We start from the raw sequence: 17,655 nt of genomic DNA, 5'->3' as shown, positions 1-17,655 counted from the left end.
TAATATCACAAGACTTATAATAAATATCTTAAACATTGAATTTTTCATAATAAAATTTATTCTGCTGATTTTCCCGATTGAACATTGCCATCTCTTGGATTTAATTTCTCAAATTGTGAGTTCCATTGACTACCTGTATAATCTTTTCCCCTATATCTTACACCCCTAAATGTATCATCTTTATTTAGTAAAACTTTAAATTTAAAACTAGACATAGGTCTATCATTATCTCCAGCTAAAGATGTAAAAGGTGAACCATCCGCTCCAGAAACTCCTAAAAACAAAGAGTTACCTTTTTTATCAGTAATATATGTTTCATTTGATGGAAATTTATCACCATATACATTTCCTGAAATATCAAAACTTTGCCCTTTCTTAATATTAGAAACTTCTAGATTAACATTTGTATCTATATCTGGTGAAACAATCCCCCATAATAATGCTTTATTTTTACCATAAATATGCATATAATAATTTTGGGTTTTTCTACCATTATCCGCATAACTATAATCAACATTTGTCGGAGAAATTGCACTACTAAAGCTAGTTCCTAACCAATCAGAATGAGCTTTACCTCCACGAACATTACTCATAGTAAATTTATCTAAATTAATCGTAGTAGTACCAGCTATTCTATAAGACATATTTTTTGCTGTTGAAAATTTTCTATTATCCCCATCTCCCTCAAAACCTCCTCCAAATCTATCAAAAGGAGCAAAATTTCTAGTATGCAGAAAAAATGTTTGCTTTCCGTTAGGGTCTATATAAAGTATTGGATTTTGATAAGTATAAGAATAGGTAGCAAAGTTCATTGGATTAAATACTCCCCCGTTATGCTGACCATCTATATAATGCTCTGTTTCCATTATTGGATTGTACCCACTCAATGGGTCTGTACCGAGCCACAAACTTACTCTCGCATCATAATATCTCGCACCGTAGTAGTATAACCCTGTTTCAGAATCTAATTCTTTACCGTTAAACAAATACGGCATTCTTCTACTTACCTTGTGTTCGTCAAATAATACCTCGCCAAACGCCATATATTCCGTATGTTGGTTTACATCGCCATTAGCGTCTGTAATGTATGAACTTGAACCCAAATGGTCAGGGTGATAGAAATACAAGTTTTTCTCCTCTATCCCATTATCTACATAACCAAACCCACCTTTCACATTATCGGGTTTCACGGGGTCGCCATACTGTACTGGCGGACCCGGCACATCGCCCGGCTCGTTAAACTTCGGCGGTCTTGGCCAACCCTCTGGTGGCTCTTGGTCTTGGCTAATGTCTGACCAATCTATACTTGGGTACTCTTGTCCTGTAAAGTCAGGTGTGCCGTATATGCCGTGTTGCGTTGGCGGACCTGGCGGAATGTTTAATCCTTTGATGTATTGGTCTATGGCTTCCTGCACTTTTGCGGATTGTTTCACATAATCAATTCCTCCTGCATTTATACCAGACGGTTGATGAAATGTTCCCTCTCCCAATTTTGACACAATACGGCTTGTACCTTCAAAATAATGCTTGGTAAACTTACCCTTATTAACTACAAAATAAGGATTAACATAAGCGGTGTAATTCTCCGCGTGAACGATGACGGCGGAACTTACCCCGTTAATCACCGTTTTTTGGCTCTCTGCACTACTTTTTACGGCTCTTTCGCCTGTGTGGTCGTAAGTATATAAATGCAACTTACCGTTATCATTTAATCCCTGCAAACGGTTTTCTTCGTCCCATACCATCACCCTAAAGTCCTTAAAGCCCTCGTAGCTTATCGGATTACCATTGCCGTCGTACTCGTAAGCCCTTGGCTTCGGTGTCGTAGAATCTTTAAGTTCGCTTAGGGCGTGAGGGTGGGACTTATTGCCATAAACATAATCCAGCACATAGCCTTTATCCTTACCGTTTTGCTTATGGGTTAAGGATTTTTGAACAATACCGTTGAGCTTATTGTACTGCATTTGGAGCTGGTACTCCGCAGAAGTCGCCTCACCTGTGTAAGTTCCTGTGGCACTTATCAGACGGTTAAGCTCGTCGTATTGGTATTGATAGCTACTTGCTCCACCCAAAGCATAATTCACGATTGGAACTTGGTTCTCCACCTGCAAGATGTTCCCCACTAAATCGTAAGTATAGCGGTTGTCTTGGAAGGTTCGTTTGGTATTTTGGGTGTTGAGTGTCGCCAAACGCCTCATTGTAGGGTCATAAGTATAACGGGTTTCGGTGCCGTTGCCGTACTGGCGATACACTTTCTGCTCAAACTCGTCGTACCCTTGTTGTTTAAGGTAGGTGTATTCGTAGTTGCCCTTTTTCCCCGTGAGGGTGGTGAGCTGCCCTGCCCGATTGTAGCCGAAGTCCAAGACTTCGCCATCGGGGTAAGTCATCGTTTGGATACGGTTAAAGCTGTCGTACCCGTATTCGGTGATGTAGGTGTGCACCTCCGTCGGCGTGATGCGTAACGAGCGGATTTCTTTTTCAACCTCGCCCATACTTCCGTAGAAATACTCGGTACCGCCGCTGGCGTCCTCCACCAACCACAAGCGTCCCCGACGGCGAGGGCTCTCGCTCTGCTTACCGTAATGGTAGCGGACATTGTTCTCCGGGTGCTTAGGGTAGCGGATTTCCTGCAAACGGTTGTGGTCGTAGTGGTATTCTATCGCCGCATCGGGCATCTGCTCCCGAATTTGGGCGGTCTGACGGCGTATGAGGTTGCCCGCCGCATCGTACGCCAATGTGGTGATGCCCGCATCGGGGTGCGTAAGTTGGGTGCGACGCCCCAAAAGGTCGTACTCGCTTAGGGTCTGGTGCCCTTCGGCATCGGTTACTTTTAGGAGTTCGCCTTGGGCGTTGTAGTGGTAGGTGGTTTCTATCCCCGTAGGTTGTACTTGTTTCAGCGTTCTGCCCAAAACATCGGTGGCGCTATGGGACACCCTGCCCAACGCATCGGTTACGGTGGTTTTAAGGGTCTTGGTGCCTGCTGTTTCCGACACCTCGTAAGCCGTGGCTACCGTGCTGCCATCGGGCAGGGTCTGCAATACTGGGCGGTCTTTCTCGTCGTAAGCCGTAGTGGTAGGCATTACCGTAGCTACTTGGGTGCTGAACGCCTCGCTTGGCGTTTCGGTGGTAGGGTAATAGCTCTCTACCACCCGACCCAAAGCATCGTACACTTGTTTGCCCGATACAATGAGACGCTCGGCATCGGCTTGGTTTTTCCCTTGGAACAGTGCCGCCGTTTTCTTGACTTGCAGCGTACGCCCTAAGCCGTCGGTATAGGTATAAGTGATGATGTCTTTGCCGTGCTCGGCATCGTAGTTTCTTGTTTTGGCGTAAGGCACTTTGGCTTCCGGATAATAGTCGTAAGCCACCGTATAAGGCACGCCCGCCGCCGCTTCTTTAGGCGCGAGAATGTGTGTGGTACGCCCCTTAGCGTCTATGGTATAGTGCAGTTGCTCCCCGTTGCGGTCGGTAACTTCCAACGGAGCGTTAAAGCGGTAGTCGTACGCCGTGCGGGTTTCGTAGCCAAAATGGTCGGTAATTTTCGTTAGGTGGCTGTGCGTTTCTTCGTCGTATTCATAGCGAAGGCTCGAACGCTCCCCTTTGTGGTTTTCCGCCCCTGTGATTTGGGCAAGGTTGCCGTACGCATCGTAAGACAAGTCGGTACGGGCGTAGCGGTCTGCCGTAAAGTAGTTGCGGATTTGGGTGGTTTCTGCCGTTTGCGGGTTGATGTCCGCCTCGCGTTTCCTTACCAAACCGTTGGCATCGTGCACCGTGATGCTCTTGGCAATGCCCCCAAAGTAGGGCGTTTCGCTCTCATAATAAGTAATTTCCGCTTTGAGTGCCGAGTTGGGATTGCCCGTGCCAAAGTCTTGGTAAGTGGTGATGTTCCCCTTAGCATCGTAGCTTTGGGCGATTTTGTGCTCCAAATACCCCGCCCCCTCGTATTGGCGTTCGGTGGTTTCCGTAGGGGCAATAAAGACCGAAATGGCATCGCTTTCAGGCAGTGCCAAACGCTCCGCCTCCCAATCGGTATTGGTACGGGCGTTTTTAATCTGATACTGCACGGTGCTTTCGGTGAGTTTTCGCCCTTGGGCGTCTAAGGTATAGCTGTTTTTCGCCAACGATTTGCGGAAGTAGTCCCTGTTATAATAGTGCTGCACGGAAGTTCTTAGCACCTTGCCGTCCTTAGGGTCCAGCTGTTCTTGCTTTACTTCGGCAAAACCATAAAACTCTCGCTCTCGGCGGTCGTAGTACGGGTCTTTATAGGTGAAACGGCTGATGGTGTAGTCCTCGCCATCGCCTTGATGTCCGTCAAAAGTGGTTACCCTACTTAGCACCCACTTGCTGTTAGGGTTTTCGTAAGTAGGCGCCACCCACTCGTAATCGACCTCAAAGGTGCTGCCCGTGGCATTTTTAACGCTTTTAAGCCTATTGGTACGGCGTATATTAGAAGTCGCCACACGGAGGTCGTCCTCGCCATCGGACAAGATGTAATCTAAATTGCCATCGCCGTCCACATCCATAAACGCCGCTTCCATTCGGCTGGTACTCTTACCTGCAAAGCCTCCTGCCGTAAAGCCAAATTTGATGAACCCCCATTTGAAATACACGGAATACTTGGCACTGCCCCCGTAGCTAATCGCTCGGTTTACGGCGATAGGATTGCCTGCTACTTAGGAATGACCAAAGGTGTCGTATCCCAAGTGTTACCTAAATTCTGATACATCAGCGTATTATTATCGCCATACACCACACGGTCTGCCAAGCCGTCGCCGTTCATATCTAAAAACTGGGTGCGGCTCTGTGTAACGGAGTTGGTATAATTAAGCCCGCCCGTAAACGAGCCTCCATAAGCGGAATAGCCCAAGCCTGCACTGAAATCTTGCGAGTCGCCCGTGAGCAATCCGCCAAAGCCAACCCATTGCTCTTGCGGTAAAAAGCCGTACCCCGTGTTATAACTGATGTAGCCGTCTTTAGTAACCCTATCCGCCAAGCCGTCGCCGTTGAGGTCGGTATAGGTATATTCGGAATAATCGTTTGATGAAGCTACGCTCCCACTTACCGAAACGCTGTTTTTCGCCTTGTCGGCATCGTCAGTAGAACGGGTAATGGTAAGCCTCTGCTGGTCGTTCCTCGTGATTTTAAAGGTCATAGACGATTTAGGTTCACCGTGCTGAAACGACCCACTGAACGACCCACCATTGGTCTCCACCTTGGAACGGCTGAAACTACCGCCTAAACCTATTGTTCGGGCTTCTAAGCCTCCTCTCGGCTCGGTAAACTGGACATGTCCTCCACGCACAAAGTCTGGGAAACGGTCGCCGTTAAAGTCGCTCATCGTTTGCATTACTTCTGATACCCCTTCGGAATATGAACCGCCCACAATGGCTGCTCCTCCCGAAAAAGCATTGCTTCGGCTTTCACTTACCATAATGAGCGCCCCACCGCTCCCCCCAGAAAGCTGCGGCAACGAAGTGTCTAAGTGTTTCTCCAAATCGTTCTCCCCCAAACGCGATGGCGAAAAGTAACGCTCAGAAACATAAATATCTTCCTCTAACCCTTGATAACGTTTCTTAGGATAGCTGACTAACCCTCTAAAAAAGTAGGCTTTAGAAACTTCCATTCCCGGCTCCTCCTGTTCTGGGCTTCTATTGTCTGGGTTAGTATCTGGTACATGATCTTTGTCGTCCGAATAGTTCCCCGTAAAGTCCACTAACCTCAATTCATCTATCATCTCTCCCGCTAATGTCCCGTTAAGGATAAAACCGCCCCAACCTCTAAAATTCTTGCCAAGCAATATATTCTCGTTTCTCTCGTGGTAAAGGGTATAGACCGTATAAGCATTGTGTAGCTGTGTCGTCGTGATGATTTCATACTTCTCATCGGGTTGCCTTGGGTCGTCCTCCGGAATTTTAATCGAGTCTTTGATTTGAAGCGTTACAGGCATACTCTTGTTTACCAAACTTCTGTACAACCCTTTATTAGACACCTTAATCTCCACAAACAAAGGCTCGTCTTTACTGATGCTATCCAACACCATCGGCTCCGTTACAGGAAGTGCCGAAGTTAAACGAGATACATTAAATCTACTCCTCGCCGCTACCTTACCCGACTGCTTCGCCGTGATTTCAAGCGTTCCTGCTTCTGAAGAACTAAAATTAGCCTCTAACAATAGTCTTAGCTTCCCCTTTTGTTGAGGCATTACGAGTTTAGGAGCATAGTGCACATCTAACTTCTCGCTGATTAGAAAGTCCACATTCAGCGGTTGGGTTTCTTCCTCATTTTGTTCATTGATAAAGCGAACTTCCGGCGTAAAAGTGAGTTGCTTCCAGTTGATTTCCGTTGGCGATTCTACGGTAATGCTGATGCCCTCCTCGGCGTTGAAATTGCCCAAATTGATGGTGCTTAAATCTAAATCCGCCGTCTCTGCCGCTTGGAATGTACGCTCGTACAATAACACCGGACTAATACTAAACCCGTACTTATAAACCTTTACCTTGACTAAATCCGTTGTAACGCCCTTAGTCAACTTCCCTCCAAACTTCGGTTGGGCAGAGATGCTGAAAATATACCCCTGTGCCGAAGGGTGCAAAGCGTCCGCCTCCGAACCGTAATACTTTAAGCTCAAACCGTTATAATCCTTCTCATTATCGCCTATGGTCTTATACTCAATAGTCTGTGTCCAAAGGGTTTGGTCGAAGTTACCGTCGTATTTAGAACTTACCCTAAAGTGAAGCAATTCGCCCTGCTTAACCTCCAACGTATCCTCTCTGTGCTTTAGAGTGTAGTCCTCGGCATCAATGTCTTGTTTCCAATAAAGACTGTCCCTATGCTGAAAGTAAAGCCTCACACCGTCGGCTTTCTCCGTACCGTCGTTTTTCTTATAGTTTAGACGGGCTTCGGAAAGATCTTGCTGCAACTGGTAGGCGTGCTTTACCGATATTTTTCCCGTATGTGGGGCTCGCCAAGTTCTAACGACATCGTGTAATGGATTATGTTTTTCTAATTCCTCCTTGGTGTACTTTGTACTGCCTTCTAAAGTTAATTTATTATTACTCGCCACTATGGGTGCTGGTGTTCCGCTGCTGGTGGCATAGAAGGTAGGCACTCCGTTCACCAATCGGTTGTAATACACCCGCCCACCATCGGCAAAATCAACCAAGCCATCGCCATTAAAATCCATAAAATAAGAGAAAGTCCTGCTGGTTGTACTCTGGCGGTCGTAGCCAATCGTCGCCCGAGAAACTTGCAAATCAACTCCAAAACTAAACGATGAAGACTCACTAATCCCCATATGAGGGAGGTTAATCTCTTTCAGTTCGTCCGAAAACTTAGTTAAGCCTTGAGAGGATAAGTTTTTACGGTAATAAACTTTATCTTTTTTAATATAAACTTTATCCGGAAGATTGTCGCCGTCCAAATCCTGCAAAAAGACCCTGTTTTCCGTTTTACCAGAGCTGTAACCTCCACTTACTCCAACCGTATTGATTTTGTAAGCGTCCGCCGAAGGTCCTACCCCTATACGGAAACTGCCCCCCTTACTATTGGAGCTGGAAGTCCCCGCCAAAGTAGGGTGCCCCGAAAAGCCCTTAATCCCCAAGAAGGTGTAGTCTATCCCGTCTTTAGGAACTTCCCATTTCTTAAACTCGCCAAAAGGAACATACTTGCCCGAACTGTCCCGAACATCGTCGTAATAGTCCAACGTGTTGGTATAAAACAGTTTGCCCTCGGCATCGTACACCTTAATTTCACTCAGTAACGACTTTCTAAACGCCCCCTCTTTATACACCAACTCATAGGAACGAACCATCGCTGTCCCATACTTTACCTCAATTTTTCGGAGCAGTCGGTTGTATTCTTGCTTAAAGCCTAACCTTGCCGAAATCTGGAGGTCTTTGCGTTGAGGTTCGCCCAAGTCTTTATCCGTTATAAAGTGTACCGAATAAGCCCCCTTAGCGCCGTCTTTCCCTGTATAATAAATGGCTTTGGGGTAAAGTACGCCCTGCGCCTTGGTATACTCGTAAGTTACGGTGTTCCCACGCAAATCCTTCTGCTCCCTTAATGCCCAATAGCCCACATTGCCTTGGGCGTCCGACAGTCTACTGTCTTCACTATCTCCATAGTAAAATGCAACGCCTCCTCTGGAACGTACTTCCCAAGTGTACGCGTTAGGTGATGCTCCCTTCCTATGTATTTTTTGGAACGCCCCCTCTCTCCTCGGATAGAAGATTTTATCTGCACTTCGGTTCTCCCATTCGGCTCTGTGGGCATTCGGTAGTAATTCTTCACCCGATAATAGATAGGTTTCGGTTTCTTTTTGGGCATCGTACCTCGGTGCTCCAAATTTGGTGTCCACCGTAAGCGAAGGCAAAGCTAAGTTCCACCCCAGTCCTAACCAAGAATTACCCCCCTCATTAGAGTATTGCAACTGCAACGAGGGCTGCATACCTGCCCTGCCTTTAGGCAATTCTATCCCAAACGAAGTGCTACCACTCCCGTCTGGACTTGGCGTAGGTACACTCAATGGTTGAATGCCCACCATCGGCGAAGCGGCTTTAAGCCCACTAATGCTCGTAGGAGTAAAGCCTGAAGTGTCCGGCGATTCTGGCAATTTTATCACCCCTGCTATAAAATCGGAGAGGTAGAAAGTCTTCGCCTTTACCGCCGAAGCTCCTATCATCAAACTGTCCTTCGGCAATTTCTGCCACGCCGATTTTTTGGCATCAAAGTAAAATAAATCTATATCTTCCTCCGTATAACCCGACGGAAGTTTGGCTTTATCGTAACTTATCTTGATTTCAACGGGTTTCTTTAGTTTGGTCTTCTTCGGCAACAAACGATAGCCTGCCGTCCCCCCCGTTACATTAACCAAATCAGAGCTTAAGCGTGGGAGATGGTTTTCACTCAACCCCAATACGGAAACCTTAACTGCACGAGAAACACTCCCCTCCGAAAAATAAGCCGAAAAACCTTGATAATTCAGCTTTAAAGACTTACTTGGCGATAACCTCGCTTCGGAAGTTGTCTCAGGAGAATGAATAACCGTTTTCTCTTTGGTAATAGGAGGAGAAGAAATTTCAGTTTTTGACACCGAAGTTCCCCAAGGCAAAAGTTTTGGAAACACCTTAACCATTGCTCCCCCCGAAATGCTTAGTAATACGAAATATAAGATGTATTTATAAACTTGCTTCATTACTTAACAATTAATTTATGTGTAGTTTGCCCTAACGATGTTTTAACTTGTATGAGATAAACCCCAGAAGACAGAATACTACCACGGTATTCATACTGGGATAGATTGTAAAAATAATCGGTGCTTACCAACTGCCCCGCCATAGTGTAAATTTCTAAACGACCGCTGGTCTGCTTCGGAAATGAAGCCAATACCTTAAAGGTGCCATCGGTACTCGGATTAGGAAATAGCACCACCTTGGTTTCCAAATCGCCTTGTTTAGAGGTTACTCTGAACTTGGAAGCCGAACGGCACCCCTGCACGTTTTGCAACCTCAACTCGTAATCCCCCGCTTTATTTACCAATAACGACGGGGTGGTAGCTATTAAAGCTCCATCTAAATACCATTCGTAACGGTAATCTCCTTTAGGCAAATCCTTCTCCGGAGACAATACCAAAGGCTCGCCCAACAGATATTCCTCATTAAGTTTAGGCATCGGCATATCCCCGTCCGAGAGGTAAAATTCTTGTTGGTACTGTCGGTTTTGGGCATCGGTTACTAAATATTGGTAAGTCCCCGATGACAAGTGTAATTTTCTACGGGTAGTGGCATCTTGTTCCGTCCATTGCTCCTGCCAAGCATTAGCCTCTTTAGCTTTCAACTGAATGCGGTACGGTGCTTTACCGCCCACCATATTAAATTCCACTCCACCTGAATACGGCTGTCCACACTTACCTAAAGCCAACCCCAAATGAGCAAACATCTCGGGGGCTTCCCAAATCGTGTAAACCACCGACGGCTTTTCGTATTGCTCCCATTGACTGAATACCACTTGCTGCTGCGAATGATTAACCTCCCCCAACTTAACATAAGCCGAATGTTCTGGGTTAAAGTTTCCTTGTCCTTCTTTATCCACCACCAACCAATAGTATTTAGGTTGGGATTGCTCTTTACTTTCTTCCTGCGTTTCCTTCTCCAAATTTTGCAGTGAAAACTGGGTGTGCAACTTAGCTTCTTTGGTCGCCGTGTAATCTAATCGCCATTTTCTACCTATCCCATCAGGTTGTCCTTCTGCCTGTTTTTTAAATTGTAAACCGCCACCATTATCACTCCAAAATACAAAATAATCGTTCGGAATTTCCGACGATTCTAACGGTTGTAATGCCATTGCGACTAACTTCTCGCTATTGGAATTTTGACTTTTCGGCTGTAATAAATTGCCCTTATCGTCTCGCCCCAAAGCAGTGATGTTCTGATTAAAGTTTTTGTGCTCTTTATAATCCCAAATCACCTTGCCTTGGCTGTTATAATAATTCTTATACTCCAACTGATTTAATGAAACGCCGTACTTTACCGCTAAATAAGAAGCTACCTGTTGCATCTCCACCAAAGAAAGCACCCTGTCATAAAAAATAACCTCCGCAATGGCTCCTGAAAATACTCCCGCTGGAAGCCCTGCTACCCCCTTGCCCAAAGCCCAATGGTACGTTTGCCCCTCTTCTTCCAAAGGTTTGTAATGCTGATAATAATGAATTTTTACTTTCGCTTCGGCTTGGGACGAGGGATAGGCTCTGTATTTTTTCAGCCCTAAATCGGCTAAGCGTTGATTGGTCGCAGTAATTTTGGGCGTTTGTTTTTCTGACAAGTGCCAAAGAAATTCCTCCGACTCGTTGCTTTTCTGATGATAAACAATGAATAATGAAACGGCTTCGGCTTGCTCCTTAGTTAAATCAACCCCCGATTGAACGAAACCCGAATAGGCACTCGACAAGTTCCAATTGATGTTCTCAGCTTGATGCTTAGATTGTTTCGCCCAAACTTTGCCTGTCTTCACCTCTTCCAACAAGAGTTCGTCTTGGGTCGTTTTAGTCTTTAGCCATAATAAAGGTTGCTCCACCCCAGCAGGGTAAACCTCCTGTCCAAAACTTAGACTAAAGCAACCTAACCCCAAAGCCAGTAAAATAGATTTCATTAAATCTGAGTTTTAAAAGTTGTTAAAACTATCAAAGTTAAATCGATAACTGATTTGCAAGGAAATGGCGTTCACCCGGTTGTTGGTATTTTTAAAACGATGTCCATTTTCTTGGGTTTCCAAAGCATCGGACAAACCTAACTGATACCTCGCTCCTATGCCTAAACCATTTTCAAATTCGTAGCCCAACGCAAAAGCGGTATGGAAATAGTCTTTCCCTTCAAACGATTGTTTCAATGTGGATTGTACCACCGCATCAGGTTCAAAGTAAACACCTGTTTTAGTGGACATCTCACTGCCGTTAGAGGTATAAACCAAAGCGTCTTTATCCAAATTTAAGGTAAGGTAAGGTCCTGCTCCTATATACAGCTTATCCGTAAGGTAATACTTAAACAAAAAACCTGCATTAAGGTTATTATAACCAAAAGCAATAGTGTAATTCAGCCCCTTAACATCGGTATAAGTAAAGTCAGTTTTTTGTCTCGTGTAAAAGAGTTCTGGCTGAATACTGATGCGTTCCGTAGGGTATTTCCAATTTAAAAACAACCCAGCCATTACGCTCGTCTCTGCCTTTTCCTGCGTTTGATACCCTTGATAAATCCCCTCTGGAATAATGGCAGGTTCTATATTCCCCATTTTAGAATAAATGCCTCCTACAAAAGCCCCATAAGTAATTTCTCTCGCTAAGTTTTGTGCGTTTGCAAATGTCAACCCCAAAAATAAAGCTGCTAATCCTATTTTTTTCATCTTTTTTCTTGATTAAATTTAGTGCTACCAATTACTGAAGTTATACCCCAAAGAAAGCGTCATCACAGAATTTCGGTTCGTGTTCTCCAAAAACTGGAAAGAGGTGCTTCGGTTGGAAATCATATCGCCAACGCCTAAATAATACCTCGCTTCAAAATGAAAGGCTTGGCTCAGCTCATACCCCACAGAAAAACTCAAATTAAAATCGTCTTTCCCTACAATGCCGTCTCTGTAAAATTGCCTGTAATTGGTATCGTATCGCCCTCCGTTTTCATTAGAGGTATATTCTAAAGCTGATGGCGTTAGGCTTTTGGAATAAAACCCACCTACTCCAAAATTTACCCCTTCATAAGGATATACTTTTAGCGAAGCACCAAATACCAAATAAGAATAATTGAAATCCAAAGTGTACTCTTGCCCCGTCGTCTGGTTATGATACACCACTCTATCGCCCGCCTTTCGATATAAAAATTCCGGCTGTATGGCTACCCTGGAATGGGGTAATTTATAATTCAAAAACAAACCTCCTTCAGCCCCGTAGGCTCCCTTGCTATCAATACTGAATAATGTTTTATTATGGTCTCGCCCTACAATCATCTCCGGAAGATTGGTAATGGTAGAATGTAATCCGCCTACTTTGACACCGTAGGTAAGGTTATCCATATACTGGGACTGAAACAATACGGGTATCAATCCTAAACCTAATAAACATTTCTTCATAAAAAGTTGACATTAAGAATCTAAAGCTCACAAAGATAAACATTTTAAACAACAAATAAAAAACACACCTATAACCACTTCTACAAAAGATAAAAACAGCCAAAAGCACAATATATTTACCTCCAAAATTTATCACTTTTTAACATATACAAATACAATTATTAAGACTAAAGCTCGTTAAATTTGCAACCTTAATTTTCCACTAATGAAAAATATCAATAATAAATATATTATATTAGGAGGGCTATTTTTAGTAATGCTACTCCAGTCGCTTTTTATAGTTAAACTCTATTCCGAAAAAGACGACAAAGCCTACGAAGTTAATCTCGTTAAAATCAACACCCAAAAGGATAGTGTAGACTACTCCAAAATGAAGCAAGATTTAGGACTTATACACAAGACTGTAAAGGATTTGCATCGTTTCTTAGCTTCTAAGCAAGTGGTTAATTCTAACCTAGAAAACCTCGCTCAAGACAGCCTCAACAATAGTGTTTACCTCGCCAAAACGGCTAACAGATACAGCCAATACTTGGTAGATTTACAAGAGAAACTCCAGACTGTACCACTGGGCATACCTACGGAGGGCTATATATCGTCTCATTTTGGGAAAAGAAAAAATCCTATCCCACCCCAAACCGCTTTGGCTTCTGTAAAGCCTTCTGCTAAAGCGAATACAGACTCTACCACTACCAAAACCAGCACCACCCCAAAAGAGCCAGAGCAAATGCAATTTCATAAAGGGATAGACATTGCGGTAGGCATTGGTAAAGACATCAAAAGTGCCGCTGCGGGAACTATCCTTTTTGCAGGAGAGAAAAGTGGATACGGCAAATGCGTGATTATCTCTCACGGCAACGGACTAGCCACTCTCTACGGACACCTCTCGCAAGTCTTGGTAAAGGCTAACGATAAGATAAAAGCAGGAGAAACCATTGCCAAATCAGGAAATACAGGACGCTCCACAGGACCGCACTTGCATTACGAAGTCCACAAGAACGGTACTCCCGTTAATCCGAAGTTATTTTTAACCCTTTAGAGGCTATCGGTAGTGCCTGAAAATACCGAAATCTGTAGGTGTCCACAGTGCTGCCTTTTGCCCCGCTGCCTTTAGACCATTATTTGCCCAAGTGTTGCAGGTATGCATAAAACTATAACTGCCTTTAGCCTCGTAGAAGGCGTCGTTAGCGCCATACACCGCATCGGTTTCTATGAGTATCGTCTTGCCGCTTTCATCGGTATCGAAACTTTCCTTTACAAAGCGAACAAGGTTAGCGTATTGCGTTTCTGTAAGCATTATTTTCTTGCAGTCTTCGCCTTCTTTCATTTTAGCGTAGTAAGTACAGTGCATTGCCGACTCGCCCAGCCCAAATGCCGCATTAAACGCCGTAGAAAACTTTAAGTCTGCCCATTCTGGCGTATCTAGGTAGAAGCCTTTATCTCCCCAGCCTACTGCTAGATAGGGTAAGTTTTCGTTTTGCGAACGCGTATTTTTGTAAGGCACCACCTCGCTCCAATTAACGAGTGGCGTCTGGGTAGGCATCACCAAATCGGTATGGACGCCATTGGTATAGATGTAAATAGGAATGGTCTTCGCCTCACTCACCCGCTCCTCCGAAACAGGTATCAGCGGCAATAGCAGCGCTAGCAATACATACACCACCACAAAGCCTACCACAACACCCAGTGTCTTTAGTAGGAAGAACAATAGTTTTTTCATTTTTCATCAGAATTATAGACCACGAAGATAGCTTTTTATTTTATTCACAGGCACCTCTCTCCAAAAACTTTCATTTCCCCAAAAATTTAAAGGTCATTCTCCTAACTCCAATCATTCCACCGAAACCTACTTTCCATACCTCCATACCCTACCATTACCACAAAGCCCAAACAAAACACATCACCCCGAAGCATTTTCTATTCCATAACAAAACCATCTCGGTGGCTAGTCTTTAGTCTGGTAGTTCTTGGTCTAAAAAAGAGATATTCCGCTGTAACCCTGCAAACTTAGTCCTTTTAACAGGTGATTTTCTAAATATCTCGGAAAACAACTCTTGAGTGAGCTCTCTCCATTCCCTTTTAGTAAAGTTTTTAAGGGCAGGATTAGGATTAAACAAAGGTTGGTTGTGAGGTTTAGAAAATCGGTTCCACGGGCAAACCTCTTGGCAAATATCACACCCAAACATCCAGTCTTGCATATTATCCCTAAACGCTACAGGGATTTCCTCCTTGAGTTCTATGGTGGCATACGAAATGCAACGGCTGCCGTCTATAATTTTTTCATTAATGATAGCATTGGTAGGACAGGCATCTATGCAACGCGTACAACGCCCGCAATGGTCGGTTGTAGGAGCGTCTGGCTCTAGCTCCAAATCGCAAATAATTTCGGCTAGAAAGAAGAAAGACCCGCTTTTCTTAGAAATTAAGTTGGCATTCTTCCCCACCCAGCCAATTCCAGATTTTTTTGCCCACGCCCGTTCCAATACAGGTGCAGAGTCCACAAACACTCTAAAGCCAAAAGCTCCTATCTCTTCCTGAAGTTCTGCAACCATATCCCTCAAAATATCTTTAATAACCTCGTGGTAATCTCTACCATACGCATACTTTGATATTTTAAAGTTATCTATGGTGGGCAACTCCTCTTGCGGAAAATAATTATACGACAACGAAATAACGGAGCGAGAGCCTTCCACCAGTAGCCTTGGGTCTAAACGCTTGTCAAAATGGTTTTCCATATAAGACATCTTACCGTGATAACCCTTTTTTAGCCACGCTTCTAGCCTAGGAGCTTCCTCCTCCAAAAATGCAGCCTGCGAAATACCACAAGACTGAAAGCCAAAAGCTTTGGCTTTATTTTTTATCAGCTGGGTATAGTGGGCTTTTTTGTTCACAGATGCAAAAGTATAAATTTAATGCCTAAAATTTGGGTATTGTGCTAATCTCTTCTATCTTTACGCTTCTAAACCTTATAATTTAACAATATTATGATTGAAGAAGTATTAAAATCAGGAAATTACCACCTTATAGATGTAAGAGAACCTATGGAGCTAGAAATGGACGGAAACATAGAAGCCGCTAAAAACATTCCATTAGGAGAATTAGAAGACCGAAAAGAGGAAGTTACCAGCCTAGACGGCAATGTAATCTTGTTTTGTAGAAGTGGTAACAGAAGTGGCAAAGCCGTAGAATATTTTAAATCCCTTGGGCTTACCAATGTCTATAATGGTGGCGGCTATGTCGATTTAAAGGAAGTTTTAGATAATCTCTAAACCTTTACCAACTCATAACAAAGGTGGCAATAAGCCACCTTTGTTTATTTTAGAACTTTCTCAAAGGCTTTCCTAGAGCTTCCCCTAAAGTAAACCTCCCCACAATACTGATAGCCTAAATGCTGTAAAATATGGAGCATAGGTTGGTTATCGTAATTGGTATCTACTTTTACACTGTAAATATTTTGTTGTTTCGCCCAACCTTCTATCCACAGGAACATCTGCTTAGCAATCCCTTTGCCTAAGCACCTATCGTGTACTACCACACGATGCACCACTAGGTAATCTCCATTGGATAACCATTCGCCTTCTATATTATCATAGGCTGGTTCGTTATTGAGCATTAGAACGGCATAGCCCAAGACCTCATCACCTTGAACCCAGACATAGCCCACCCCATCACGAATATCTTTTTCTACCACACTTCTATTAGGGTAACCATCTTGCCATTGGTTACTGCCGTCTTCTTTTCTTCTTCTAATGCCCTGCTGAAGCATCTCCCAAATAATATCTGTATTTTCTATTCTCGCTGGTTGAAACATCTATTCCCGTTTTTCAATATGATACTTTGCTACTTCTAAATCTTAACACTCTGCTATGCGTAAGGGAGAGAGGCGATATCCTTTATCTTTTGACTGCCAAAGCCTTCGCTAGGAACAAAAGGTAAAGATAAAGCCGAAAGCCCGACCCCTAGCGGTGGGATTTTCGGCTGATGGAAAGGGGGTACGCCCTATTAGTTTAGTTTAGCCGTAAGCTTTTTGAACTGTTTTTCTACATTTTTGCCTTCGTAGAGAACATTATATACCGTGCTGATGATAGGCAGTTTAAGCCCCTTTTCTTTAGCAGTATTGTAGATAGATGCCGCAGCGTAGTAGCCTTCTGCCACCATATTCATAGATTGTATCGCCGATTTTACCGTGTAACCTTTGCCCACCAAATTTCCCAAAGACCTGTTTCTGGAAAACAGCGAGTACGCCGTTACCAATAAGTCCCCTAGATAGGCACTTTCGTTAACATCTCTTGGAGCTTCGTAAATGGCTTCTAGGAAGATTTCCATCTCACGAATAGCGTTGGACACATACACCGCTTGGAAATTGTCGCCGTAACCCAAACCGCTTGCCATACCTGCCCCTATGGCGTAAATGTTCTTTAGTATTGCACTATACTCGTTGCCAAGTATATCGCTACTGGTACTCACCTTAATATAACTAGACGAGAATAAATCTTTCAGTTTTTGAGCATTTTCTTCTTCTACGGTAGCGACGGTAAGGTACGAAAGGCGTTCCATAGCTACTTCCTCCGCGTGGCAAGGTCCTGCAATTACTGCCTGATTTCTAAATCCTATCTGAAATTGGTCTCTAAGGTAGTGTGCTACTATATCGTTGTGTTTAGGGACAATCCCTTTTATAGCAGATACAAACAACTTGTTGGAATAATCGCAATTCATTTTCTCTAAACTATCCGACAAATAGATAGATGGCGTTGCCAAAATGATAACATCGCAAGCCGATACGAGCTGATTAATATCGGTAGTAATATTAAGATAACGCGTGTTAAACATCACCGATTGCAAGTAAGTAGGGTTGTGTTTTCTAAGTTCTATAGCTCCTTTTACAAACTCATTACGAACGCACCAATGTACCATTTTTGAGTTCTCTTGAAGCATCTTTACTATAGCTGTAGCAAAACTTCCGCTACCTAAAACACCTACGCTAACTGCTGATTTTTTATCTTTTTTAGCCATTATAGACTTTATTTTGAGTTACAAATATAGCGT

At 43.8% G+C, this 17,655-nt stretch carries 11 protein-coding genes; 2 read left to right on the top strand and 9 right to left on the bottom strand.

Annotation, left to right across the window (positions count from 1 at the left end):
• Positions 1-56 precede the first annotated feature (56 nt).
• Genes RA0C_RS10595 through RA0C_RS09065 form a run of 5 tightly spaced genes read right to left on the bottom strand, consistent with a single transcriptional unit; the run spans position 57 to position 12,612 of the window.
• Complete coding sequence (locus RA0C_RS10595; protein ID WP_014411357.1) at positions 57-4,610, bottom strand: RHS repeat-associated core domain-containing protein; 4,554 nt, start codon at positions 4,608-4,610, stop codon at positions 57-59.
• Positions 4,611-4,669: 59 nt separating this feature from the next.
• Positions 4,670-9,193, bottom strand: coding sequence for a SpvB/TcaC N-terminal domain-containing protein (locus RA0C_RS10590; RefSeq protein WP_014411356.1), 4,524 nt, complete (start codon positions 9,191-9,193; stop codon positions 4,670-4,672).
• Positions 9,193-11,145: a T9SS type A sorting domain-containing protein gene (locus RA0C_RS09075; RefSeq protein ID WP_004919667.1), complete on the bottom strand. Its 1,953-nt coding sequence runs from the start codon at positions 11,143-11,145 to the stop codon at positions 9,193-9,195. The genes RA0C_RS10590 and RA0C_RS09075 overlap by 1 nt, the downstream gene beginning before the upstream one ends.
• A 12-nt stretch (positions 11,146-11,157) precedes the next feature.
• Positions 11,158-11,892: an outer membrane beta-barrel protein gene (locus RA0C_RS09070; RefSeq protein WP_004919669.1), complete on the bottom strand. Its 735-nt coding sequence runs from the start codon at positions 11,890-11,892 to the stop codon at positions 11,158-11,160.
• A gap of 24 nt (positions 11,893-11,916) precedes the next feature.
• On the bottom strand, positions 11,917-12,612 hold the full coding sequence (locus tag RA0C_RS09065) for an outer membrane beta-barrel protein (protein WP_013447140.1): 696 nt from the start codon (positions 12,610-12,612) through the stop codon (positions 11,917-11,919).
• Between the two features lie 205 nt (positions 12,613-12,817).
• Between RA0C_RS09065 and RA0C_RS09060 the strand changes: the two genes are divergently transcribed.
• Positions 12,818-13,648, top strand: a complete 831-nt coding sequence (locus RA0C_RS09060; protein ID WP_004919674.1) for a M23 family metallopeptidase — start codon at positions 12,818-12,820, stop codon at positions 13,646-13,648.
• A 3-nt stretch (positions 13,649-13,651) separates the two neighbouring features.
• Here RA0C_RS09060 and RA0C_RS09055 read toward each other — a convergent pair whose 3' ends face one another.
• Positions 13,652-14,329, bottom strand: coding sequence for a TIGR02117 family protein (locus RA0C_RS09055; RefSeq protein ID WP_004919676.1), 678 nt, complete (start codon positions 14,327-14,329; stop codon positions 13,652-13,654).
• Positions 14,330-14,561: 232 nt separating this feature from the next.
• On the bottom strand, positions 14,562-15,500 hold the full coding sequence (gene queG, locus RA0C_RS09050; RefSeq protein ID WP_004919678.1) for a tRNA epoxyqueuosine(34) reductase QueG: 939 nt from the start codon (positions 15,498-15,500) through the stop codon (positions 14,562-14,564).
• A gap of 93 nt (positions 15,501-15,593) precedes the next feature.
• Here queG and RA0C_RS09045 point away from each other — a divergent pair, with 93 nt between their 5' ends.
• Entirely contained in the window at positions 15,594-15,878 is a 285-nt protein-coding gene (locus tag RA0C_RS09045) for a rhodanese-like domain-containing protein (RefSeq protein WP_004919680.1), read from the top strand.
• Between the two features lie 44 nt (positions 15,879-15,922).
• Here the strand turns inward: RA0C_RS09045 and RA0C_RS09040 are convergent, their stop codons facing one another.
• On the bottom strand, positions 15,923-16,420 hold the full coding sequence (locus RA0C_RS09040; RefSeq protein ID WP_004919681.1) for a GNAT family N-acetyltransferase: 498 nt from the start codon (positions 16,418-16,420) through the stop codon (positions 15,923-15,925).
• Between the two features lie 191 nt (positions 16,421-16,611).
• On the bottom strand, positions 16,612-17,622 hold the full coding sequence (locus tag RA0C_RS09035; RefSeq protein WP_004919683.1) for an NAD(P)H-dependent glycerol-3-phosphate dehydrogenase: 1,011 nt from the start codon (positions 17,620-17,622) through the stop codon (positions 16,612-16,614).
• Between the last annotated feature and the right edge of the window lie 33 nt (positions 17,623-17,655).

The organism is Riemerella anatipestifer ATCC 11845 = DSM 15868 (assembly GCF_000252855.1).
Taxonomy (GTDB): Bacteria; Bacteroidota; Bacteroidia; order Flavobacteriales; family Weeksellaceae; genus Riemerella; species Riemerella anatipestifera.
The sequence above is the reverse complement of the archived record's forward strand: the minus strand, read 5'-3'. Positions and strand labels throughout refer to the sequence as shown.